Origin of the sequence: Flavobacterium seoulense (assembly GCF_000695795.1) — a bacterium.
GTDB lineage: Bacteria > Bacteroidota > Bacteroidia > Flavobacteriales > Flavobacteriaceae > Flavobacterium > Flavobacterium seoulense.
In genome coordinates this window covers 1-24549 of the sequence record NZ_JNCA01000005.1, presented here as the reverse complement: position 1 = coordinate 24549, position 24549 = coordinate 1, and the positions used below count along the sequence as shown (strand labels likewise).

At 31.5% G+C, this 24549-nt stretch carries 25 protein-coding genes and 1 other RNA gene; 12 read left to right on the top strand and 14 right to left on the bottom strand.

Going from position 1 to position 24549, the window contains the following annotated elements:
* Positions 1-21: 21 nt before the first annotated feature.
* Positions 22-321: a hypothetical protein gene (locus FEM21_RS02930; RefSeq protein WP_035657594.1), complete on the bottom strand. Its 300-nt coding sequence runs from the start codon at positions 319-321 to the stop codon at positions 22-24.
* A gap of 114 nt (positions 322-435) precedes the next feature.
* Here FEM21_RS02930 and rnpB point away from each other — a divergent pair.
* Positions 436-766, top strand: an RNA gene (gene rnpB, locus FEM21_RS16130) — RNase P RNA component class A.
* 67 nt (positions 767-833) lie between these two features.
* Here the strand turns inward: rnpB and FEM21_RS02925 are convergent.
* Together FEM21_RS02925 and FEM21_RS02920 are read right to left on the bottom strand one after the other, a co-directional pair.
* A complete protein-coding gene (locus FEM21_RS02925) occupies positions 834-1418 on the bottom strand; it encodes an RsmD family RNA methyltransferase (RefSeq protein ID WP_035657592.1) in 585 nt (194 codons plus the stop codon).
* A complete protein-coding gene (locus FEM21_RS02920; RefSeq protein WP_035657589.1) occupies positions 1415-2221 on the bottom strand; it encodes a DUF3822 family protein in 807 nt (268 codons plus the stop codon). The genes FEM21_RS02925 and FEM21_RS02920 overlap by 4 nt, the downstream gene beginning before the upstream one ends.
* 298 nt (positions 2222-2519) lie before the next feature.
* On the opposite strand from FEM21_RS02920, the gene FEM21_RS02915 reads away from it, so the two are divergent.
* Positions 2520-3941 (top strand): ATP-dependent DNA helicase, encoded by a 1422-nt coding sequence (locus tag FEM21_RS02915; RefSeq protein ID WP_035657586.1) that lies wholly within the window; start codon positions 2520-2522, stop codon positions 3939-3941.
* Here FEM21_RS02915 and FEM21_RS02910 read toward each other — a convergent pair.
* Entirely contained in the window at positions 3938-4306 is a 369-nt protein-coding gene (locus FEM21_RS02910; protein ID WP_051627466.1) for a winged helix-turn-helix transcriptional regulator, read from the bottom strand. The two genes, FEM21_RS02915 and FEM21_RS02910, sit on opposite strands and share 4 nt — an antisense overlap.
* 119 nt (positions 4307-4425) lie before the next feature.
* Here FEM21_RS02910 and FEM21_RS02905 point away from each other — a divergent pair, with 119 nt between their 5' ends.
* The 4 genes from FEM21_RS02905 (at position 4426) to kdsB (ending at position 8064) form a co-directional block, all read left to right on the top strand.
* Positions 4426-5304 carry an SDR family oxidoreductase gene (locus FEM21_RS02905; RefSeq protein ID WP_035657584.1) on the top strand — a complete coding sequence of 293 codons (879 nt, stop codon included), beginning with the start codon at positions 4426-4428 and terminating at the stop codon, positions 5302-5304.
* Positions 5305-5433: 129 nt separating this feature from the next.
* On the top strand, positions 5434-6264 hold the full coding sequence (ygiD, locus tag FEM21_RS02900) for a 4,5-DOPA-extradiol-dioxygenase (RefSeq protein ID WP_035657582.1): 831 nt from the start codon (positions 5434-5436) through the stop codon (positions 6262-6264).
* A 91-nt stretch (positions 6265-6355) separates the two neighbouring features.
* Positions 6356-7282: a restriction endonuclease gene (locus FEM21_RS02895; RefSeq protein WP_035657580.1), complete on the top strand. Its 927-nt coding sequence runs from the start codon at positions 6356-6358 to the stop codon at positions 7280-7282.
* A gap of 56 nt (positions 7283-7338) precedes the next feature.
* Positions 7339-8064 carry a 3-deoxy-manno-octulosonate cytidylyltransferase gene (kdsB, locus tag FEM21_RS02890; RefSeq protein ID WP_035657577.1) on the top strand — a complete coding sequence of 242 codons (726 nt, stop codon included), beginning with the start codon at positions 7339-7341 and terminating at the stop codon, positions 8062-8064.
* Positions 8065-8154: 90 nt separating this feature from the next.
* Here the strand turns inward: kdsB and FEM21_RS02885 are convergent, their stop codons facing one another.
* Positions 8155-8820: a spermidine synthase gene (locus tag FEM21_RS02885; protein ID WP_035657575.1), complete on the bottom strand. Its 666-nt coding sequence runs from the start codon at positions 8818-8820 to the stop codon at positions 8155-8157.
* Positions 8821-8975: 155 nt separating this feature from the next.
* On the opposite strand from FEM21_RS02885, the gene FEM21_RS02880 reads away from it, so the two are divergent.
* The gene (locus tag FEM21_RS02880) at positions 8976-9983 is read left to right on the top strand and encodes a hypothetical protein (RefSeq protein WP_035657572.1); all 1008 of its coding nucleotides are present in this window, start codon (positions 8976-8978) and stop codon (positions 9981-9983) included.
* A 63-nt stretch (positions 9984-10046) separates the two neighbouring features.
* Here the strand turns inward: FEM21_RS02880 and FEM21_RS02875 are convergent, their stop codons facing one another.
* Positions 10047-10508 carry a helix-turn-helix domain-containing protein gene (locus FEM21_RS02875; protein WP_035657570.1) on the bottom strand — a complete coding sequence of 154 codons (462 nt, stop codon included), beginning with the start codon at positions 10506-10508 and terminating at the stop codon, positions 10047-10049.
* 313 nt (positions 10509-10821) lie between these two features.
* Here FEM21_RS02875 and FEM21_RS02870 point away from each other — a divergent pair, with 313 nt between their 5' ends.
* The 4 genes from FEM21_RS02870 (at position 10822) to FEM21_RS02855 (ending at position 15747) form a co-directional block, all read left to right on the top strand.
* On the top strand, positions 10822-11976 hold the full coding sequence (locus FEM21_RS02870; protein ID WP_035657568.1) for a M14 family metallopeptidase: 1155 nt from the start codon (positions 10822-10824) through the stop codon (positions 11974-11976).
* A 76-nt stretch (positions 11977-12052) separates the two neighbouring features.
* Positions 12053-12532, top strand: a complete 480-nt coding sequence (locus FEM21_RS02865; protein ID WP_007139244.1) for an Lrp/AsnC family transcriptional regulator — start codon at positions 12053-12055, stop codon at positions 12530-12532.
* A gap of 107 nt (positions 12533-12639) precedes the next feature.
* Positions 12640-15222: a phosphoenolpyruvate carboxylase gene (locus FEM21_RS02860; protein WP_035657565.1), complete on the top strand. Its 2583-nt coding sequence runs from the start codon at positions 12640-12642 to the stop codon at positions 15220-15222.
* 9 nt (positions 15223-15231) lie between these two features.
* On the top strand, positions 15232-15747 hold the full coding sequence (locus FEM21_RS02855) for a DinB family protein (protein WP_035657562.1): 516 nt from the start codon (positions 15232-15234) through the stop codon (positions 15745-15747).
* A gap of 1 nt (position 15748) precedes the next feature.
* On the opposite strand, the gene FEM21_RS02850 is transcribed toward FEM21_RS02855, so the two are convergent.
* The 7 genes from FEM21_RS02850 to aroB all read right to left on the bottom strand — a co-directional run bounded on the left by FEM21_RS02850 (position 15749) and on the right by aroB (position 22667).
* Entirely contained in the window at positions 15749-16225 is a 477-nt protein-coding gene (locus FEM21_RS02850) for a DNA-deoxyinosine glycosylase (RefSeq protein WP_035657559.1), read from the bottom strand.
* A gap of 4 nt (positions 16226-16229) precedes the next feature.
* Complete coding sequence (gene recQ, locus FEM21_RS02845; RefSeq protein ID WP_035657557.1) at positions 16230-18341, bottom strand: DNA helicase RecQ; 2112 nt, start codon at positions 18339-18341, stop codon at positions 16230-16232.
* A 77-nt stretch (positions 18342-18418) separates the two neighbouring features.
* Positions 18419-18820, bottom strand: a complete 402-nt coding sequence (locus tag FEM21_RS02840) for a hypothetical protein (protein WP_035657556.1) — start codon at positions 18818-18820, stop codon at positions 18419-18421.
* Between the two features lie 10 nt (positions 18821-18830).
* Positions 18831-19802: a deoxyhypusine synthase family protein gene (locus FEM21_RS02835; RefSeq protein WP_035657553.1), complete on the bottom strand. Its 972-nt coding sequence runs from the start codon at positions 19800-19802 to the stop codon at positions 18831-18833.
* 106 nt (positions 19803-19908) lie between these two features.
* Entirely contained in the window at positions 19909-21303 is a 1395-nt protein-coding gene (locus FEM21_RS02830; RefSeq protein WP_035657550.1) for a type III PLP-dependent enzyme domain-containing protein, read from the bottom strand.
* A 57-nt stretch (positions 21304-21360) separates the two neighbouring features.
* A complete protein-coding gene (locus FEM21_RS02825; protein ID WP_035657548.1) occupies positions 21361-21540 on the bottom strand; it encodes a hypothetical protein in 180 nt (59 codons plus the stop codon).
* 59 nt (positions 21541-21599) lie between these two features.
* Complete coding sequence (aroB, locus tag FEM21_RS02820; protein WP_035657545.1) at positions 21600-22667, bottom strand: 3-dehydroquinate synthase; 1068 nt, start codon at positions 22665-22667, stop codon at positions 21600-21602.
* Positions 22668-22759: 92 nt separating this feature from the next.
* Between aroB and FEM21_RS02815 the strand changes: the two genes are divergently transcribed.
* Positions 22760-23935, top strand: a complete 1176-nt coding sequence (locus FEM21_RS02815) for a proline dehydrogenase family protein (RefSeq protein WP_035657543.1) — start codon at positions 22760-22762, stop codon at positions 23933-23935.
* A gap of 80 nt (positions 23936-24015) precedes the next feature.
* Here FEM21_RS02815 and FEM21_RS02810 read toward each other — a convergent pair whose 3' ends face one another.
* Positions 24016-24432 (bottom strand): thiol-disulfide oxidoreductase DCC family protein, encoded by a 417-nt coding sequence (locus tag FEM21_RS02810; RefSeq protein WP_035657540.1) that lies wholly within the window; start codon positions 24430-24432, stop codon positions 24016-24018.
* Positions 24433-24549: the final 117 nt, after the last annotated feature.

Sequence of the window (24549 nt, the reverse complement as noted above, 5' to 3'; positions counted from 1 at the left end):
CTTATAAAAAGATTTATCTTGTCATTTTTTCCTTGATTTGATACTAATATCTAATAATAATTGAGCAGTTTCGGTAATTGAATTAGCAGCAAAACCAGCCACATAAACTCCTTTTTTTCCTGATTTTGATTGGATGCCAAAAACTATCGCTTCGTCATCAGGATTAGATTCCCCTTCATAACGATAAATATGCTTGATTTCATAATTAGCCGGATTTTTTAAAATCACAGCTTCATTTTTATTAAAGTCATAATTAAAGCCATTTTCGTTCAATTCGTCCAAAGCTTTTGAAACAGAATCGTAGTGATATATTGTGTTCATAATGCTGAAATATTAAAGTTAAATCTATTTAAATATAACTAATTTATTTTTAATGTGTTGCAAAATGCTAGTTAAACTAGTTTTGTTCGCATGATTTTATTGTTGTAGTTTTGCCGCACAGACCGCCTTATCGCCGTTTTGAGTAATCAAGAAGGAGGAAAGTCCGGACACCACAGAGAAGCATAGCGGGTAACACCCGTCGTCCGCCGCGGCGGATAGGACAAGTGCAACAGAAAGTATGTACAGGTAATGCTGTAGTGAAACCAGGTAAACTCTATGCGGTGAAATACCAAGTATATCAGCATTTAAGGGTTTCTCGTCCGTTGCTGAAGGGTAGGTAGCTCGATCTCGTTAGTAATAACGAGGCTAGATAAATGATAAGGCTCCGTCTCGTTTTTTGGAACGAGATCGGAGACAGAATCCGGCTTATAGGTCTGTTTTTTTTCTTTTTAAAAATGAAAAAGCGATTAAGGAATTTAACTTTCTTAATCGCTTTTTTATTGAAATTTTTACTATTCTTCTTCGTTACCGTCTTCTGATTCTTCTTCAAAATCTTCCGATTCAAATTCGAAAAAAGTAAAAATTGAACCGCCGTAGCTTTTTTGAAAAGAGAAATTAGGCAAGTGATTTAGCTTAGTATATTTAGAATGTTCAATAACCATCATTCCTTCTTCGTTCAAAATGTTTCTTTCAAAAACAAGTAACACCACTTTTTCAAAAGTAGCCTGATCTAATCCGTAAGGCGGATCGGCAAAAACGATATCAAACGAAGCATTGCATTTTTCCAGAAATTTAAAAACATCACTTTTTATTGCAGCAATTGGGAAATCGTATTCAGCAGCCGTTTGTTTGATGAATTTTACACAACCAAAATCGCCATCAACAGAAGTTATAGGTTCGCTTCCACGAGATGCAAACTCGTAACTGATATTTCCGGTTCCGGCAAATAAATCCAGAACTTTTAAATCATCAAAATTAAAATGATTGTTTAAGACATTGAATAATGCTTCTTTAGACATATCGGTTGTAGGACGAACGGGTAAACCTTTTGGCGGGCTGATGCGTCTTCCTTTGTATTTTCCTGAAATGATTCTCATGAGTTGAAAAGTATAAAATGATTTCTGTTTTCGGCCTCAGAAAAATAATTGTTCCATCGTAAATCTTCCACATCAAGAAGTGAAACATTACGAATGTATTTGTAAGCTATTTTAAAAAATGGACTTTCGGCAGTAATATTCCCAACTAATTCCAAAGGAAAATTCTCGGGATTTAGATTCAGTTGTTCGGCTGTGAACAAAATGTAATAAATAAAATCTTCAGGAGTTTGGTATTCGAAAGAATTAAACAATAACAACTTTTGATTTTGAATCACTACAATTTCAAAATGAGTGGTATTAAAATGAACCATCATTTTTTTAGTGTCAACATTTTTGGAAGCATCCAATAATTTGGTCACCAAAATACTGTTGGCATGTTTGTATTCGAAAGTGCCAAATTTATCAATAAAGAAATTATTCATATTGACATAAGGAATATAAACAGCATTGATTTCGTAATTACTGATTTCGTCAAAAGCAAAAAAATCAGTTTCAAAAACTTTAGTATTGTATTGCAAATAACTTCCCAGATAATTTTCGTCAAAAAGTGGAGTTGGGACAAAAGTAGATAGATTGTTATTGTGAATTACAAGAACATCATCATATTGTTCATTCAGTTCCGAATGTTCATCAAAAGCCTTTGAGAATAAATCTTCTACTTTTAAATTTTTATCAAAACTTCCAAAAGTAATATCTTTGAATGAAGAAACAGTATTGTTAAGTGTATCAAAACAACAAAAAGAAAGTCCCGTCAGCGAAACCTGAATGGATAGTTTTTTATATTTCTTTTCGGTAATGTCCATTAATGAAGATTTTTTCTGAATGGCAAACTTACAAATTTAAAATAGCAATATCAATGATAATAGCAAAGGCAATTTCAAAAAACAATATCAATTGCAATAAAAATCAATTGCAATAAAAATCAATGGCAATGTCAATTTCAATGAATAGTAATATCAATATTGAATAGTTTAAATTTATTTTTCTCCTATATATAGGTAGAATGATTTTTTGAAGTAACATTTTTTATTGATTTTTGAAATTAATATTGGCATTGCTATTCATTTTTAAAATAACGTACTTTGTTACAAAATAGCAATAATGATTTCCTCCCAGTTTTATAGTCTTTTAAAAAAGAAATTCCCGTTTAGTCCAACATACAATCAGGATATTTTTTTTCAGAAGATTGCCATCTTTTTAACCGAAACTACTAATGACAGTATTTTTGTTCTTAAAGGATATGCGGGAACAGGGAAGACAACTGTAATTTCGACTATTGTAAATAATTTGGTCGAGATCAATAAGAAATATGTTTTGCTGGCGCCAACTGGTCGGGCGGCGAAGGTAATTGCTAATTATTCTGAGAAACCTGCTTTTACGATTCATAAGAAAATTTATTTTCCTAAAAAATCTTCGGGTGGCGGTGTCACGTTTACATTACAACAAAACAAACATAAGAACACCATTTTTATAGTCGATGAAGCTTCGATGATTTCTGATATGGATTCTGATTCTAAGATGTATGTCAATGGTTCTTTGCTTGACGATTTGATTTCGTATGTGTATTCGGGAACTAATTGCAAGATGATTTTGCTGGGAGATACCGCTCAGTTGCCTCCGGTGAATTTAGATGTGAGTCCGGCGCTGGATATTGATACATTGAATTTACATTATAATAAGGATGTTGATTATATAGAACTGGACGAAGTTATGCGTCAGGAAGAGAGTTCGGGGATTTTGCATAATGCTACCGAACTTAGAGAGTTATTAAAAGATTCTTTCATTACCGATTTTCAATTTGATGTTCGAAAGTTTAAAGATATTGTTCGGTTAGTGGACGGTTATGATATTCAGGATGCAATCAATTCGGCTTATAGTAATTATAGTATCGAAGATACCGCTTTTATTGTTCGTTCGAATAAAAGAGCCAATCAATATAATGAGCAAATTCGATCTAAAATTCTGGATAAAGAAAGCGAACTTTCGACAGGTGATTTCCTGATGGTGGTGAAGAACAATTATTTTTGGTTGAAAGATTCTGATGAAGCCGGCTTTATTGCCAATGGTGATATTATCGAAATTTTGGAGATTTTCTCTATCAAAGAATTATACGGATTCAAATTTGCAAATGTTAAAATCCGAATGGTCGATTATCCAAATCAGAAACCATTTGAAACCGTTTTGTTATTAGATACTATAAAAAGTGAATCGCCATCTTTGACTTATGAAGAATCCAATAGATTGTATCAGGAAGTTTTAAAAGATTATGAAGGTGAAACTAAATTCAAACAATTTCAAAAAGTAAAAGCCAACGAATATTTCAACGGACTTCAGGTAAAATTTTCGTATGCCATAACTTGTCATAAATCACAAGGTGGGCAATGGAATACTGTTTTTATAGAACAGCCTTATTTACCAAATGGAATAGATCGAGATTACATTCGATGGTTATATACGGCTATGACCCGTGCCAAAAATAAATTGTACTTAATAGGTTTTAAAGACGAAAGTTTCGTCGATTAATTTTTAGCTATCGTTGCTTCTCTATGTTGGATTCCCCATTCTAACATTTTATCCAGTACATCACTCAGTAATTTTCCTGATTCAGTCAATTCGTATTCCACTGTAATAGGAGTGGTATCATAAACGGTACGTTTGACCATGCCATTCATTTCTAAATCTTTCAATTCTTTGGATAACATTCGCGGAGTGATTTTAGAAATATTACGTTGAATATCTGTAAAACGCCTTTTTTCGAATAAAAGTGAACCTATAATAGGTAGCTTCCATTTACCGCTAATTACATTCAAAGTATCATTTACTGCTAATACAAACTGAATCGGGCAGGCTTTGGCTTCTCTAAAACTAATTATATTTTCTGTTTCCATAATCTGTTGATTTTATTGTTAGTATACAAAAGTATATCAGTATATTTTAATATGTAAGTATATTTTATATAGCAAATGTAATTATCTTTGAATAAATATTAATAATAAATCTCAAAATAATGAATACAAAAATTTTAGTTACTGGCGCAACAGGACATTTCGGAAAATTAACAATCGACTTTTTATTGAATAAAGGAGTAGAAGCAAATCATATTTCGGCTTTAGTTAGAGACGAATCAAAAGCTGCTGACTTGGCAGCAAAAGGAGTAAATTTGAAAAAAGGAGACTATGACAATTATGATTCTTTGTTGGCAGCTTTTCAAGGTATAGATAAATTAGTTTTGGTTTCAGGAACTGATTTGGCAAACCGAAGCAAGCAACAATTAAATGCCGTTAATGCAGCCAAAGAAGCCGGAGTGAAACATATTATATATACCAGTTTTGAACGCAAAAATGAAACTGAAACTTCTCCAATAGCTTTTTTAGCGCAATCTCATATTGATACTGATAATGCTATCAAAGCAAGCGGAATAAATTATACCATTCTTAAAAACAATTTGTACTTAGATGTTTTACCAATGTTTTTAGGAGAGCAGGTTTTAGAATCAGGAATTTATTTTCCGGCGGGAGATGTTCAGGCAGCTTATGTTTCTAGAATTGATTTGGCCGAAGCGACAGCAAATATTTTAATTTCCGATGGACATGAAAATAAAGAGTATGCTACAAACAATATTGAGAATTATTCAATGAAAGATATTGCTGAAAGTTTAAGCGAAATTTCCGGTAAAGAAATAAATTATCTAAATCCAAATTCAGATGAATATGCTGAAACTTTAAAAGGAGCAGGAGTTCCAGCTGAATATATAGGAATGTTTGTTGGTTTTGCCGAAGCTATTAAGCAAGGAGAATTTCAAACTAATTCAAGTGACTTAGAAAAATTATTAGGTAGAAAACCAGCTAGTCTTAATGATTATTTGAAACAGGTTTATTCTAAATAAAGAGTTACACGATTACTGTTTTCTTAGCCACAAATTACACCTTAATATATATATATAGGTATAATTTGTGGTTATACTATTTTAGAAATCTTTATCGTAATCGTAAAAAAGATTTAAATATATTTGTTTATGAACACACTTAATGACCTACATAAAATTTCGAGCAGTTTTCCGAATACCGAAAAAATGCCAGTTCTATTTCTAGGACACGGAAGTCCGATGAATGCTATTGAAGAAAATCAATTTGTAGCTGGTTTTAGAAATATGGCTAAAACGTTGCCACAGCCCAATGCGATTTTATGTATTTCGGCACATTGGTTTACTAAAGGTACAAAAGTTACTGCAATGGAAATGCCCAGAACGATTCATGATTTTGGAGGTTTTCCAAAAGAATTATTTGCAGTACAATATCCAGCCAAAGGAAATCCTGATTTAGCAATTACAACTAAAGAATTATTATTGCCGACTGAAGTCGAACTCGATCATGAATGGGGATTAGATCACGGCGCCTGGAGTGTGATTAAACATTTGTATCCAGATGCGAATGTTCCCGTGATTCAGTTGAGTATTGATTATTCGAAATCGCCACAATACCATTTTGAGTTGGCACAACAATTAAGTGCTTTGCGACATAAAGGCATTCTTATTATAGGTAGCGGAAATATAGTTCATAATTTACGCTTGGTCGATTTTTACAATATGGATGTAGATAATTATGGTTTTGATTGGGCGATAGAAGCAAGGGAAAAAGTAAATACCTATTTATTAGACGGTAATTTTCAGGCTTTGATTGATTACGAAAAACAAGGTCAAGCTTTGCAATTGGCCATTCCAACTCCTGAACATTATTTGCCGTTGATTTATACTTTAGGTCTAAAAGAAAAACAGGAAGAACTAAGTCTGTTTAATGATAAATTGCTAGGTGGTTCTTTGAGTATGACTTCGGTTAAGATTGTTTAATTAGTTTTGTGAAAAATCTTATATTTGAAAATAATTCTGAAAGATTTTTTTCAGATAATAGAAACTAACTCATAATCTTGAAATAAAATAAATGCCTATACCTAAGCATGACGAAATAAGAGTTCCTGCTATGCAACTCTTATTGAAAAATGAAACAATGAGACTTAGAGATTTCGTTGAACCATTATCTAAATATTTCAATCTTTCAGAAGAAGAAATTAATGAAATTTATCCTTCTGGGAATGGTCATGTTTTTTATGATAGAATTTCTTGGGCTTTAAGCTATTTAAATATGGGAGGTCTTTTAGATAAACCTAAAAGAGGAATATATAAAATAAACCAGACTGGAATTAACTTACTCAATACTCCAGAAAAAGTAAATCCTTATATTGAAAAACAATTACAAGTAAGAGAGCCAAATAAGCAGAAAAAAAAGATTGTTGGTAATCCTATTAATATTACAGAAATAACTTCAGAACTTACTCCTCAGGAGAGATTGTATTCATCTTTTGAAAATATTCGTAATTCTGTTTACTCGGATATTATTGATACAATTTTGACTAAAACTCCAGTTTCATTTGAAAAGTTGGTTGTAATGCTACTTCAAAAAATGGGATATGGCGGAGAGGTTGAAAATTCTGGATTAGTTACTAAGTTATCTAATGATGGAGGTATAGATGGAATTATCAAAGAAGATGTACTTGGTTTTGGAAGAATACATATTCAAGCGAAAAGATATAAAATAGATAATTGCATTGGAAGAGATGAAATTCAAAAATTTGTTGGAGCTTTAGCAGTTGCTCAATCCAACAAAGGAGTTTTCATTACGACGTCATATTATTCCAAAGGAGCAATGGATTATGTTAATAGTTTAAACGGGTCAACTACAATAGTTTTAATTGATGGAAAACAATTGGCAGAGTATATATATGATTATAGTTTAGGAATGCAAGTTGAACAAACAATTGAAATAAAAAAACTAGATACTGATTTTTGGGACTCAATGAAAGACGAATAGTTTAATCAAATAAAAATTAAAAATATATCTTTGCGCCTTAGTCGTTAAAAAATAAAATGAAAATAATAGCAGTCATTCCAGCCCGTTACGCCTCGACACGATTCCATGCCAAATTAATGCAGGATCTGGGAGGAAAAACAGTTATTTTAAGAACTTATCAAGCAGCAGTAAATACAAATTTGTTTGATGATGTTTTTGTAGTAACGGATTCCAATTTAATTTTTGACGAAATTGTTTCTCATGGCGGAAAAGCCATTATGAGTATCAAAGAACATGAATCAGGAAGTGACCGAATTGCTGAAGCAGTTGAAAATCTTGATGTAGATATTGTAATCAATGTACAGGGAGATGAACCTTTTATTAATGCCGAACCTTTAAAAGAAGTAATCGAAGTTTTTAAAAACGACTTGGATAAAAAAGTCGATTTGGCTTCATTGATGTATGAAATCAAAGACGAGGAAGAAATCAACAATCCGAATAATGTAAAAGTGGTGGTGAATCAAAACAATTTTGCATTGTATTTTTCACGTTCGGTGATTCCGTATCCAAGAGAGCAAAATGTAGGGGTTCGTTATATGAAACACATCGGGGTATATGCTTTTAGAAAACAAGCCTTATTGGATTTTTATCATTTGCCAATGAAATCTTTAGAAGCTTCAGAAAAATTAGAACAACTACGCTATTTGGAATTTGGCAAACAGATTAAAATGGTCGAAACGACTCATGCCGGAATTGGTATTGATACCAAAGAAGATTTAGAAAAAGCCAGAAAGATTGTTTAGATAATAAGTTAACTTTTTGCCACGAATTCACGAATTGAAAATAAAATTGTGAATTCGTGGCTTTGTTTTATAAAGCTTCTTAATTCAATTTCAAACCAATTTTTCGATAACAATTAATTCATTGTGTTTTTCAACTCTTGGAATTGATTTTATCGAAAAATCTTCAGTTTTAAATTCGTTGATTAATTTTTGGTTTCTAAGATTTTCTGCCTTACTTAAAAGCATCGTATTAAAAAGAACAAAACCTTTACTTTTTAATAAATGACAAATGCGATCTATAAAAAAATCTTCGAAAAGAAAATTAGGCATTTTAGTATCCTGAAAAATATCAATAATAATTAGATCGTACTTTTCTTTGGTTTTTAGAACAAATTCAAAAGCATCGTCAATAACAATTTGGAGCTGCTCAATTTCATCCAGCTTAAAATATCTGTTAGCAATTTTGATGATTTCAGAATCGATTTCTACTCCTGTAATTTTTCCTTTGTAATCAATGTCGTCAATTAAAGTTTTGATGACACTTCCTCCGGCAACTCCAAGCACTAAAACAGTATTCATTTTTTGAATTTTGGAAAAACCAATATTTTTTAAGCCTAATTTTAAAATGCGTTGTAAGCTTCCATACGAATAATTTGTATTTAACGAATCGACAACTAAATCACCGTTAGACCAGGTAATTTCTAATGATTTGCTCAAAGATGAATCTTGGCTGTAAATTTTTATAGGATAGAAATAACTGAGTATTTTTTTTAACATGAATGCTGTTTTTACTAAAGATACTATTTCTAAGTTTCTTATAAAAAAAAAGTTATTAGGATATTAATTATGAAAGTTATTAGAAAAATAATGTAACTTTTTAAAAACAAAGAGAATATATTTTCGTAATTAAAATAACCTTTAAAATTATACTTATGAAAAAATTATTTATTTCTTGTACAGTCTTAGCGATGTTGTTGTCTTCTTGTTCAAATGACGATGATGACAATTCATCAAGCAATCCTGAATTAACATTAGTTACATCAAGTAATACTTCAGGTAAAGTTTCTTATGTTAATTTGTTAGAAACTAATGCAATGGTTAAATCCTTCACAATTACTTCACTTGATGCTGAAGGAATTTCGTATCATCCGGAAACTGATAATATCATAGTGGCTTCCAGAACAAATAACAGACTGGAGTCTTACGGAGCTATTAAAACGGCAGCTACTTCTGGCGCAACATCACTGTCATTATCTTTCAGTGGTTCTAATCTTGATTTTACTAATGCCCGTGAAACAGCAGTTTCAGGAGACAATATTATAGTTGCTCAGGATGAATTAGATTTAAATGGTTTAGTAAACAAATTAGTAGTTTACCAAAAATCAAGCACTGGATTTACACTAAAAAATACTTACACGGTTAATTTCAAGTTATGGGGTATTCACATGGAAGGAAACGACCTTTATGCTGTTGTAGATTTAACCGGAGATATTGTTCAGTTTAAAAACTTTTTAAGTAATGCTTCGGGAGCGATTACTGCAACGAAACGTGTTACTATTCAGGGATTAGTTAGAACTCACGGAATCACATATTCAGCTCAGGACGATTTAATGGTGCTTACAGATGTAGGTATTGCAGCATCTGCTACTGACGGGGCATTAGTTTATATTAAAAACTTTAACAGCGTATGGGCTTCAACTACTAATGGAGGAACTATTTCTACAAGTAACCAAATTAGAATTTCAGGAGCTAATTCTCAATTAGGAAATCCGGTAGATGTATCTTATGATTCTGTTACTAATACTACTTATGTTGCAGAACGGTTAAACGGTGGTGGAAAAGTTTTAACTTTTGCTAACGCAACAGTTTCTGGTGATGCTACTCCATTGAATTCAAGAGCAGAAGCAGGTGTAACTTCAATCTTTCTTATAAGAAAATAAAAAATCTTTTTTTATTTTTTGAGCAGCCCTAGGTGTAATTAAAAAAGCATTTAGGGCTATTTTTTAATCAGGTTTAAAGGTTTTGAAAGTTCCATCTTTGTAGAAAAATACTATTTTTTCAATTTCTTTTTCAGAGTTGTTTTGCAGTGCTTCATTGGTTTTTTTAAAAGAAATAGCAGTTTTTTCTTCAGTAGGATTATTCGAAAATAAATCTTTAGCTGGTTTAAGGCTTGAAATAACTGTTTCTAAAGCAGGAGCGGAGTTAGTTGCTACTTTTAAATCGTTTAAGTTTTCATCATTTTTAGGAAAATTACCTTTTCCGTTTAATATCCAGTACAAGTCGACTTCTGGGTATACTTCAAGAATTTTAAGAATAAAATCCAAACTAGGCTTGTTTCGTCCCGAAAGCAGGTGAGACAAACTAGAGCGTTGCACACCAATTTTATCAGCAAAAGCAGAAGCATTGATACTGTAATAATCGAGGATAATTTCGAGTCTTTTTATAAAATCGTCAGTGTTTACCATTGTAAAATACAATTTGAAATTACATATTTACAAATGTAATCAAAACAATTTAAATTAACCTATTTACAGTTGTAAATTATCAAAAAATCTGATTTTTATCTACATTTAAAGATTAATTAATAGTTTGTAAATTACTGAAAAACAAAATATTGATTTGTAATTCTAAAACAGATGACATTTGTTAATTGTTATAAATACAAACCCATTAAGTAAACTAGAAATCTTGTTTATTAATGTAAAAAGTGAACACTAATTAAAGTTTACATTTGTAAAAATAAAGATGTTTACTTTTGTAAATCAAATACAATACATTATGAATTTAGAACAATTGTTTCTTGATAACAAAGAAAAAACGATTGAAGGAAGGTATTTGACTTTAGAGTCAATTGAGCCTATATTAAAAAGAATAAATACAGATAATCAACTTTCGATTGTTGGTGAATCGGTTCAAGGAAGACCTATTTATAAATATGTTATTGGTACCGGAAAGACTAAAATTTATCTTTGGTCACAAATGCACGGTAACGAAAGTACAACGACAAAAGCGTTGTTTGATTTTTTAAATCTATTAAATAACGGTTCTGATTTAGCTAAAGAATTGTTGGCTAATTTTACTTTTTGTTGTTTGCCAATGCTAAATCCTGATGGAGCAACTTTGTACACACGTGCCAATGCAAATGAAATTGACTTAAATAGAGATTCTCAGGATTTAACTCAGCCAGAAAGTAAGATGTTACGAGCGGTTTTTGAGGAATTCAAGCCTGATTTTTGTTATAATCTACATGATCAGCGTACTATTTTTGGTGTAGATGATACAGGAAAACCAGCTACAGTGTCATTTTTAGCGCCTTCGTATAACGAAGAAAGAGAAATAAACGACTCCAGACAAAAAGCGATTAACTTAATTGCGGGAATGAATGATGTTTTGCAGGAGTTTATTCCGGGGCAAATTGGCCGATTTGATGATTCTTTTAATATCAACTGTATTGGAGATACGTTTCAATATCTTGGTGTTCCTACGATTTTGTTTGAAGCGGGACATTTTCCAGGAGACTATCAAAGAGAGGTTACACGAAAATATATTTTCTTCGCATTGCTTTCAAGTTTCACAATACTCAACGAAAACGTTATAGAAATTAATAGAACAGAGGATTATTTGAATATTCCTCAAAATAAAGTCGTTTTTTATGATTTTATATACAAAAACATTAAAATAAATTATGACGGTATTGAAAAAATAACGAATTTTGCAGCACAATATAAGGAAGAGTTGATTGATGGTGTCATTAATTTTAACGCTTATATTGCAAGGCTTGATGATTTAGATGAGTTTTTCGGTCATGAAGTTTTTGATGCTCAGGGAGCCAGTTATGAAGATGCGGAAGGAAATGCTCCAAAATTAGATCATAAAGCGAATTTTAGTTTAGATAAAAAACTTTTTTTTGTTAATGGACTGATAAAAAAGTAATTTTTTGTACGACTTTATCGTTTTTATGTATATTTTTATGCCTTTAAATGATAATTAATAATATAATTAGAGAAATATGAGTAAGTTCCGTTTAGATGAAGTAGATCATCAGATATTAGACATGTTGATTGACAATACGAGAGTTCCGTTTACGGATATTGCTAAGAAATTATTAATTTCAGCTGGAACAGTGCATGTTAGAGTTAAGAAAATGGAAGACGCTGGTATCATAATGGGATCTTCACTGGTTCTTGATTATGATAAGTTAGGTTATTCATTTATTGCTTATGTAGGTGTGTTCTTAAACAACACTTCTCAAACTAAATTTGTTTTACAGCGTATTAATGAAATTCCATTCGTTACTGTAGCTTCTGTAACAACAGGAAAATTTAATATTTTTTGTAAAATAAGAGCCAAAGATACTAAGCATGCTAAAGATGTAATCTTTATGATTGATGATATTGATGGTGTTTACAGAACAGAAACTATGATTTCTCTTGAGGAAAGTATCAACGACAAGAAGCGTTTGATGCATACTATCTTCAAAAATATGTAATTGAACTTGAAGGATTATTAAAAATAGTACCTCAAGTTGACTCTTGGGGTTCTTTTTTTTTGAAAAATAATATACAACACATTAACTAAATAATTTAACATAATTCTATGTATACGCTCCCTAAAATAGAACGTTTTAATCAAAATGTTCTCTCTAAATATAATATTTACAACAGCGTTTTCATTACTTTACCTTTTGATTCTATAGATAACACAGGTGCTTTATTACCTTTATTCACAGAAGTTTGTGAAACAGGTTTTAAAAAAATGGAAACACCAAAGGAAATCTTTGAATTCTTCTCTAAAAAATATTTACATACTGATGTAGAAACTGATAAGATTGACTTAATGTTTCGTTTTATTCAGTATATCGAACGTCAAATTGTGTTATTTGATGCTATTGAAGATGCAGCTTTTCCTATTGTAAATAATATGGAAGGACGCGGTTCTTTGAGAGATATTAAGGAAAAAGCAGATGCTAGAGGGAAAAACGAAGAATTAATTGAATTTTTAGAAAATTTTAATGTAAGACCTGTTTTAACAGCGCATCCTACACAATTTTATCCAGGTGCAGTTTTAGGAATTATCAACGATTTAACTGAAGCCATTCGTGATAATAACTTACTTCAAATTAAGCAATTATTAGCGCAATTAGGTAAAACTCCATTTATAAAAAACGAAAAACCAAATCCTTTTGATGAGGCTGTAAGTTTAATTTGGTATTTAGAAAATGTATTTTACAACACCGCTGGTGATATGATGCATTATTTAGAAACCAATATTTCTCCTGAGGGAATTAAAAATCCAATTATTCAACTTGGATTCTGGCCAGGAGGAGATAGAGATGGAAATCCATTTGTAACGACTGATATTACTTTAAAAGTTGCTGATCGTTTAAGAACTTCTATTTTGAAATGTTACTATTTCGAAATGAGAAACTTAAAAAGGAAATTAACTTTCCCTGGGGTAGATGTTTTAGTTTCTGAACTTGAAAACAAATTATACCGTTCTGTATTTTATTCGAAAGGAGATATTTTTATCACTCTGGAAGAATTTAAATCACAGTTAAATAAAATTAGAACTATTATCATAGAGCAACATCAATCTTTATATCTTGATGAATTAGAAGCTTTATTGATCAAAATTAATTTGTTCGGATTCCATTTTGCTACTTTAGATATTCGTCAGAACAGTAAAATTCATGATGCTGTATTTAAAGATGTATTCGATTTTTATCAGGCTAATGGTAAAGATGTTTTCCCTAAAAACTATTACGAATTATCAGAAGCTGACAAAATTGAAGTTTTAGCAAATGCAAAAGGTGATTTAAATCCTACTGATTTTAAAAACGAAATGACCCAGTCAACTCTTGAGTCGATACGTGCTATTCAGCAAATTCAAGGAAGCAATGGTGAGTTAGGAGCTAATCGTTATATCATTAGTAATAACGAAAATGCGGTGAATGTTTTAGAAGCATTTGCTTTGTTTAGATTAAATAACTGGGAACACCCTTCAGTTGATATTGTGCCTTTATTCGAATCAGTAGACGATTTGCAAAACGCACACAATGTGATGGAGCAATTATATACAAATCCGGTTTATGCTGCTCATATTGCCAGCAGAGGAATGAAACAAACTATCATGCTTGGATTCTCTGACGGAACTAAAGATGGTGGTTATTTAATGGCTAACTGGAGTATTTATCAGGCTAAAGAAGAATTGACAGCTATGTCCAGAAAATATGGTGTTAAAGTAATTTTCTTTGACGGACGTGGCGGACCACCAGCTCGTGGAGGAGGAAAAACTCATAAATTTTATGCTTCTTTAGGGCCAAATATTGAAAATAAAGAAATTCAGGTTACTGTTCAGGGACAGACTATTAGTTCTAATTTTGGGACTTTAGATTCTTGCCGTTATAATTTAGAAAACTTGTTAAGTGCCGGTGTTACCAATCAGGTATTTAATAAAGAATTGAATAAATTATCTGATGAAGATAAAGCGGTAATGACTCAGTTATCTCAATTGGGATATGAGAAGTATTTAAGTTTTAAGAATCACGATAAGTTTATTCCGTACTTAGAAAAAATGAGTACGTTGAAATATTATGCAAAAACAAATATTGGAAGCCGTCCTTCTAAAAGAAGTAAATCTGAAAAATTAGATTTTAAAGATTTAAGAGCAATTCCATTTGTGGGTTCATGGAGCCAATTAAAGCAAAACGTTCCAGGTTTTTATGGAGTTGGAGCTGCTTTGAAACATTTTGAAGATACTAATCAATGGGATAAAGTTCAGGCATTGTATGATAATTCAATGTTCTTTAAAACATTGTTAGAAAACAGTATGATGTCATTGGCAAAATCATTTTTCCCATTAACAGCTTACATGAGAAATGATCCTGAATTTGGTGAATTCTGGCAAAATATCTACGATGAGTTTTTAGAAACTAAACGATTATTGTTAAAAATTGCAGGTCATAAAGAACTGATGGAAAATTATCCTGACGGAATAGCTTCTATTCAGGTAAGAGAGCGTATTGTATTGCCATTGTTGACTATTCAGCAATATGCTTTATTACGAATTAACGAATTGAACAAAGAAAGTGTTCCAGATGAAAAACTAATCAAAGTTTACGAGAAAATCGTAATGCGTTCTTTATTCGGAAATACTAATGCCAGTAGAAACTCAGCATAATTTTAGATTATGAAGGTAACAGATATACCAAAAAACGAATATTCTGAATTTAATGCTACTTATATCAATGCAGCTGGAAATGGAGATTTATATGAAGACTTAGAAATAAGTCTTCATGATTTTATTCGTTTTGTTCAGGATATTCCAATGGATAAATTTGATTATCGCTATGCCGAAGGCAAATGGACTATCAAAGAAATTATCCAGCATATAATAGATACCGAACGTGTTTTTGCTTATCGTGCTTTAAGAGTTTCCCGAAATGATAAAACGCCATTAGCAGGATTTGATGAAAATGATTTTGCAGCAAATACTGATGCTAACAACAGGCATTTGCAGAGTTTGTTAACCGAGTTGTCAATTGTGCGTCAGAGTACTTTGGCACTTTTTAAAAGTTTTTCGGAAGAGCAGTTAAAAAGAATCGGAATTGCTTCAAATGCTGAAATTTCGGTTCGTGCGATAGGTTTTATCATCATTGGACATCAAAAACACCATCAAAAAGTATTTAAAGAAAGATACCTTTAAATTATTCAAAACAAGTTGACCATATTTTTAACTTGTTTTCAAAAGACATCGTATTAGCGGGACTTGTAGAAGGCATTACATGATACGTAATGCCTTTTATTTGCCCAAAATTTTTAATAAAATAGCGATGGCTTTCTTTTCCGTTGAAGATGATTTTCTTGATATTTGGATATTCTTTAAATAAATTTTCAAAATCATTCGGTTTATGATTTTTGATGTGAATATCTAAACTTCCTTCGCGTTCGCAATTTTCCAAAACATCCCAAATTCCGATTTTATTATTTTGTAATACTTTTATTTTTTCTTCAAAAACAACAGAAACTGGTAATTTATCAAATAAAGTATAGATGATTTTCCAGAAATGATTGCGAGGATGTGCATAATATTCCTGTTTTTCTAATGACGCAATTCCGGGCATAGTTCCAAGAATTAAAGTTTCAGTTTCGGCGTTGACAAAAGGAGGAAAGGAGTAGATCATAATTTTAGTTGTTGTCTTCTTTTTCGATAATGGCTAAAGCCAGCCTGATTTTTTCGTATGCTATTTTTTCTTCAAAATAATCAAAATAAGGTTTTAGTGCAGTAGGTTTTTCTAATTCTTCAGAAGCTTCTTTAATTAGTTTAACTTCTTCTTTTGAAACAAATTGGCACAAATCAATTGAAGCTCCATCTGAATAGAGTTTTGCTAAATGCGACATGATAGTTCCGGTGCCTAATTTTCTTTTCGCAGCAATTTCATCAACAGTGAAGCCTTGCTCGTATAAAGATAAAGTTTCTTTGTAAGTACTGGATTCTTTTTTGGTTTTTGTTTTTTTATCCTTTTGAAAAGCAATAATGGTTTTGATGAATGCATCACCGTATTTTTCTAATTTGGCTTTTCCAACACCGTCAATTATTATTAATTCTTCCTCGCTCATAGGACGGTTAATTTCCATTTGGCGTAAAGTAGCATCACTAAAAATGACATAAGCAGGGACATCTTCTTCTTTGGCAATTTCGTAACGCAATTTGCGTAAACTTTCAAAAAGTGAATTGGTAATTACTTTTGGTTTTGTTTCTTTAATCGAAGTTTTTTCGAGATTTACTTTTTGTACCGTATTGAGTTGTACTTTTTCTTTTTCGAATAATACTTTTCTAGCCAAAGGAGTTAATTTGATTTTGTTTTGCTGATGAAAAGCAATTTCGCAATATCCCAAATTAATTAACTGAATCAAATATTGATTCCAGTCATGCCAGGATGTTTCAATACCAACACCATAAGTTTTTAAATTTTGATATTCTTTTTCGTAAATATAAGCGTTTTTAGAGCCTCTTAAAAAATCAACGATAACTGGCAACGGTTCTGATTCTTTAAGTCTAATAATAGCCGAAAGCGCCTTTTGAGCTATAATCGTTCCATCAAAGAAGGCGGGGGGATTATTGCAAATGTCACAATTATTACAATTTTCGGTTACTATTTCTCCAAAATACGAAAGCAATATTTTTCGACGACAACTTAGTGCATCGGCATATTGTTTCATTCTTTCGAGTTTGGCCAATTGAATTTCGGCATTTTGTCCCTGAGAAGCAAATTTTTGCAACTGAATCATATCACCGTAACTTTCGAACAAAATAGTTTCTGAATTTAAACCATCACGACCAGCACGACCAATTTCCTGATAATATCCTTCGATATTTTTAGGTAAATTATAATGAATAACCCAACGAACATTAGATTTGTCAATTCCCATTCCAAAAGCAACTGTTGCGCAAACCACCTGACATTGATCGTTGATAAATTCATCCTGAGTTTTAGAACGAATTTCACTGTCTAAGCCTGCATGGTATGCTTTAATACTGATTCCTGCTTTAGATAATTTTTCAGCAAGTTCTTCGGTAGTTTTTCTGCTAAGGCAATAAATAATGCCTGAATCATTTGGTTTTGATTCTATAAATTCAATAATTTGTTTAACTCTGTCTAAGGCTGGACGAACTTCTAACCTAAGGTTCTTTCGATCAAAAGAAGCAATAAAAACGGATGGATTTCTTAAGTTTAATTGATTGCTAATATCTTGACGTGTAGCTTTATCGGCAGTAGCAGTTAAAGCTAAAACTGGAGTAGAAGGGAAGCGGTTTTTTAGATAGCCTAAATTAGTATAAGCCGGCCTAAAGTCATGTCCCCAGGACGAAATACAATGTGCTTCGTCAATAGCAATTAGACTTATAGTAAGAATACTAAAAGCATTGTCGAGATAAGACAAACTTTCGGGAGCTATGTAAACCAGTTTAACTTTGTTACTTTTTAGGTTTTCAATATGTTGTTGCTGTTCAGCTTCTGTTTGCGTACTGTTTATAAAACAAGCCGCAATTCCATTAGCTTTCAAACTATCGACCTGATCTTTCATCAAAGCTATAAGCGGCGAAATAACAATAGTAATTCCGGGTAAAAGTAACGCAGGTAATTGAAAACAAATTGATTTTCCACCACCTGTAGGCATAATAGCTAAAGTATCATTACCTTTTAAAATAGTACTTATAATTTCTTCCTGATTGCTTCTGAATTTTTCGAATCCAAAATTTTCTTTAAGTGTAGTGTGTAATATTTTTGAAGAAATCATTTTAGGAAAGCTGGATTGTATTTATGGTATAAAAAAAGGAACTCTTTTTTGAGCTCCTTTTTATGTATTGTTATGAATTAATCTTCATCATCTTCGTCATCGTCACCATCTGAATCAGATTTATCTTTATCCTCATCATCTTCATCATCAAACTCTGGTTTGTCATTATCTTCTTCTTCATCGTCATCATCATTAATGTCATCGTCTAAATCTAAACCTTTCATTGGAGCGATTGGTTCGATTTCGTCATCTATATCATCGTCTTCGTCAAAGTTCTCGATTCTGTCAGCAAGTTTAGTACTTACTTTTACTAAGTAGATAGTGTCTTCAGTGCGAACTTCAACAGCTTCTACTAATTCGTTTTTAGCATTTTTAAAACGAATAATATCTTCGTCGTCATATCCATCAGGAAATTTCTCAACTAATAAGTTTAAAATTTCATTTGTCAGTTTAGCGTACTCAACAATAATTCTTTTCATAAAAATGGTATTATAAATCTAATAAATAAGCAAAAATTAATGGTGCTACAATTGTAGCATCAGATTCAATGATAAATTTAGGTGTTGTAATATCTAGTTTACCCCAAGTGATTTTCTCATTTGGAACTGCTCCGGAATACGAACCATAACTAGTTGTAGAATCTGAAATTTGGCAAAAATAACTCCAGAATGGAATATTATGCATTTCCATATCCTGATACAACATTGGAACTACACAAATAGGGAAGTCTCCTGCGATACCTCCACCAATTTGGAAAAATCCAATACCATTTTCACTGTTTTTTGGATACCAATCAGCTAAGAAAGTCATGTATTCAATACCAGACTTCATTGTTGATGCTTTTAAATCTCCTTTAATTACATAGGAAGCAAAAATATTCCCCATAGTGCTATCTTCCCATCCTGGAACAATAATAGGTAAATTTTTCTCAGCAGCAGCATACATCCAGCTGTCTTTTAAGTCAATTTCGTAATATTCTTCTAATACTCCCGAAAGTAACATTTTGTACATGAATTCATGAGGAAAATAACGCTCTCCTTTATCATCAGCATCTTTCCAGATTTTGTAAATGTGTTTTTGCAGTCTACGGAAAGCTTCGTGCTCAGGAATACAAGTATCAGTTACACGATTTAATCCTCTTTCTAACAAAGCCCATTCGTCTTCAGGAGTTAAATCACGATAGTTAGGAACTCTCTCATAGTGAGAATGAGCTACTAAATTCATGATATCTTCTTCAAGGTTTGCTCCTGTACAAGAAATAATTTGAACTTTATCTTGGCGAATAATTTCAGCAAATATTTTTCCAATTTCTGCTGTACTCATTGCTCCAGCCATACTTACCATCATTTTAGCTCCATTAGCTAATTGTTGTTCATAAGCTTTTGCGGCATCGACTAAAGATGCAGAATTGAAATGTAAATAGTGCTTTTCAATAAACTGACTGATCGGTCCTTTACTCATTTTAAGGGATTTAAGTATTTTGTAAATTTAGGTGCATTTGAATGTAAATGGTCTCAAATATAATCAAATTATAAATTTACTAATTGTGTGTGTTGTTAATTATTTCTTATTTGTAACCTAATATTTTTAATACGTCTTCAGAGGTTTGTTGCTCCGAAAATACTTCTGTTGCCAAGATACCATTTTCATCTCTGTCAATTAAGATATGCTTAGGTTGTGGTATTAAGCAGTGGTGTAATCCTCCATATCCACCAATGGTTTCCTGGTAGGCTCCTGTATTGAAAAACCCAATATAAAGTGGTTTTTCTTTGTTATATTTTGGTAAATAAATAGCATTCATGTTTTGTTCAGAGTTGTAATAGTCATCACTATCACAAGTCAAACCACCTAAAAGAACTCTTTCGTAAGTATCATTCCAGCGGTTTACGGCCAACATGATAAAACGCTTATTAATTGCCCAGGTATCAGGCAATGTAGTAATGAAAGATGAATCAATCATGTTCCATTTTTCTCTGTCGTTTTGTTGCTTTTGGTATAATACCTGATAAATTGCTCCACCGCTTTCTCCTACAGTAAATGAACCAAATTCTGTAAAAATATTAGGAACATCAACTTCGGCTTCTTCGCAGGCAATTTTAATCTGATTGATGATTTCGTCAATCATGTATTGGTAATCATATTCAAAAGCTAATGAATTTTTGATAGGGAAACCACCACCAATATTCAACCCGTCAAGACTAGGACACTCTTTTTTAAGAGCAATATATACTTTAATACATTTTACTAATTCATTCCAGTAATAAGCCGTATCGTTGATTCCGGTATTGATGAAAAAGTGAAGCATTTTTAATTCAAGATTACTATTTTCCTGAATTTGCTTTTTGTAGAAATTAACAATGTTTTTATAACCAATTCCTAATCTTGAAGTATAAAACTCAAATTTAGGTTCTTCTTCGGCAGCAATTCGGATTCCAATTTTGAATTTTCCTTTAATTTCTGCCTGAAGTAAATCTAACTCTTCGTAATTATCAATAATTGGAATAGTATTTTTATGGCCATTATTAATTAATCGGGCAATATTACTAATGTATTCGTCTCTTTTAAAACCATTACAAATTACATAAGTACTTTTGTTGATTTTTCCATTTTTCAATAGATTTTCAACAATATTAATATCAAATGCCGATGAAGTTTCAACATGAATATTGTTCTTGAAAGCTTCATTCATGATAAATTCAAAATGAGAACTTTTAGTACAATAGCAATAGTAATATTTTCCCTCATATTTATTTTTCTCCATTGCTTTACGAAACCAGCTTTTTGCTTTGCTGATATTGTTAGAGATTTGAGGTAAGTATGTAAATTTTAACGGAGTACCATATTTTTCAACCAATTTCATCAAATCGATATTGTGAAATAAAAGGTTGTCTTTGTTAAGTTTAAACTCTTCCTGAGGGAAGTAATAAGTTTGATTGATTAGATCAGAATATTTTGTATTCATTAGAATTTTAGAGTTTTAATTTTTTATAGATTAACATTAGCAATGGTAAGCTATAATTCAAACTCTAATATTTGCATATATAATCTGCAATTTTTCGTTTTCTATTTTTAAGTATTGAAAAACATCAAAATGAAATCCACCAATAACCAAACTAAAACGCTTCAATGTTCTTAAAAAAGAACTATTGTTCAGGCTTTGATTTGGCTTGTAATTTCTTTGTTTTTGATCTTTTTTCATTGCGGCAAATGTAAATAATAAAATATAAGTGATGCAATCCTTTTTTATAAAAAATACAGTTACGATTTATAATCTTCAAAGGCCTCAAGAATTAATTCATTCTCAACAGCTTGGTTGATTTTTATCTTTCCGATACCTTCAATTAATGCAAATTGAATACTTCCATATTCATTTTTTTTATCGTGAATTAGTAATTCTAAGATAGGCTCGATATCTGCTTCTTCAAAAACGATGTCTTCATAAATTGATTTCAACACAGTTTTAATTTGAGCATATTCTTCTTTAGAAATTAATCCTTTATGCAATGAAATATAACTTTCAAGAATCATTCCTACAGCAATTGCCTCACCGTGAAGTAAGGTTGTTTTAGTTTCACTTTCCAGAAAATAACCTTCAATAGCATGACCTAATGTGTGCCCAAAATTCAACGCTTTACGAATGTTTTTCTCTGTAGGATCTTGTTTTACAATTTCATTTTTAATTTCAACAGATCTGTAGATTAATTCGTCAAGATCATCAAAATTAATAGTTGAAATATCTAGAAATTCTTCCCAGTATTTTTTATCATAAATCAAACCGTGTTTCAACATTTCAGCAAGACCGGAACGCATTTCGTTTTGAGGAACCGTTTCTAAATATTGCGTATCAATAAGTACCATATTAGGAACATTGATAACACCAATTTGGTTTTTTAAATTACCTAAATCAACACCATTTTTTCCGCCTACTGAAGCATCCACCATAGAAAGCAAAGTTGTTGGGATATGAATAAAATCAACACCTCGTTTGAAAGTTGAAGCTACAAATCCACCAAGATCTGTCACAACACCACCACCAAGATTGATTACTAAACTTTTTCTGTCTCCGCCAAGCTCAGTAAGTACTTTCCATATTTCAACGCAGGTTTCAATGTTTTTATTTTCCTCACCAGCTTCAAATTCTACAATTTCTACATTTAAATCAGTTTCAATGTTAGGCAGCAATTTCGATAAACAAAATTCATTGGTATTACTGTCTACAAGTATAAAAATGTTCGAATATTTATTTTGAGTTAGATGAAGATTTAAAGCTTCGTATCCTTTTTCGTTAAAATAGATTGGGTAGTTATTGGCTTGAATTGTTTGCATCTGTATTTATTAATTTTGAAATGCAAAATAAGGTAATTTCTAGTAATTAATATTAATAACTCTGGCTATATTTGTTTTAAATAACAAAAAAAATGAAAAAGATATTCGATAACACCCAAATCGCTTTTGCTTTAAAAAGTAATAGTCAGTTGAATGCATCTTATTTTCTTTTTAAAATGATGAATTATAAGTTATTGGTAAAAATTGGTACACGAATGATTGAGCTGGCATTACAACTTCATTTACCAATTGAAAACATAATTAAGAAAACCATTTTTAATCATTTTTGTGGCGGAATTAACAAAGAAGATAGTCTGAAAGTAGTTGATAATCTAGCTACTAAAGGAGTTTCTACTGTTCTGGATTATGCAGTGGAAGGAAAAGCAACTGAAACTGAATTTAAAAATGCACTCCAAAAAACCTTAAAAATTATTGATTTTGCCAAAGAACGTCCTGCAATTCCTTTCGCCGTTTTTAAACCATCAAGTTTTGGCCGAGTTGCTTTGTATGAAAAAATAGGAAAAGGTGAGATTTTAAATCAGCAAGAACAAAAAGAATGGTCGAATGTAATTGCTCGTTTTGAAAAAGTTTGCCAAACTGCACATCAAAAAAAATTAGCTATTTTAATTGATGCCGAAGAAAGCTGGCTACAAACGACAGCCGATGGTTTGATTCTTAAAATGATGCGTCAATACAATAAAGAAAAGGCGATAGTTTATAATACTTTGCAAATGTATCGCTGGGATCGAATGGATTATTTGAAAGAGATACACCAAACAGCAAAAAATGAGGGCTTTCACATCGGAATAAAATTAGTTCGTGGCGCTTATATGGAAAAAGAAAACGAGCGAGCCGAAGAGAATAATTATCAATCGCCAATTTGTTCCAGCAAACAGAAAACAGATGAAAATTTCGATTCAGCTTTACAATATATTACCGATAATTTAGATGTTTTTTCGCTTTTTGCAGGAACACATAACGAAGCAAGTGCATATTATTTAATGGAATTACTGCAGCAAAAAAATATCTTAACAAATGATTCCCGAATTTGGTTTGGGCAACTTTACGGAATGAGCGATGCCATGAGTTTTAATCTGGCTGAACATAATTATAATGTTGCTAAATATGTTCCTTTTGGTCCGGTTAAAGAAGTGGTTCCTTATCTAATTCGTCGTGCTCAGGAAAACACCGCAGTTATAGGACAAACAAGCCGCGAACTGGAAATGATTATTAAAGAACGCCAGCGTAGGAAAAAGGATAAACTATAATTTTCTTTTATTTTCTAAAAATTTTTAACCATAAAGAATAATATTTCTTTGTGATCTTTATGTTTAATAAGCAATTTAAGCTAAACTAAAAACTTCGCTTTCAATTCAGGAGTAGGAATCATGCAATGTTCTTTTTTGCCGTACCATTTATAACGGTTTTTAGCAATGTAATCGTAAATAATATCGTTGATTTTTTTAGGTAAAAAATTAATACCAGCCATAAAACCATAAAATCCACCCAATTGTGAAGCAATTTTTAATGCCGCCTCTGATTTGTAATAGTATGCAATTCCTGGTTCGTATAAAATAATACTATCGGTTTTCGTATTATCTATACCTATATAATTGCAAATTTCTTTCCCTAAATCAGATTGCAAAGCCACAAACCGAAAAACATCTTTTTTATCTCTTTCAATAATAAACTGCACCGCCGAATTGCACAAATTACAAACGCCATCAAAGAGAATTATTTTTTTGTTTTTGGGTAAGTTTTGCATTTTTGCCTAAGGTTACAGATTAAATTATGGTTTAGTTTGTCATCCCGACGAAGGAGGGATCTCATTTAATAGCTCAGCAATCAATTCCTTCGTCGAAATGAACTGTGCTAAAAAGCA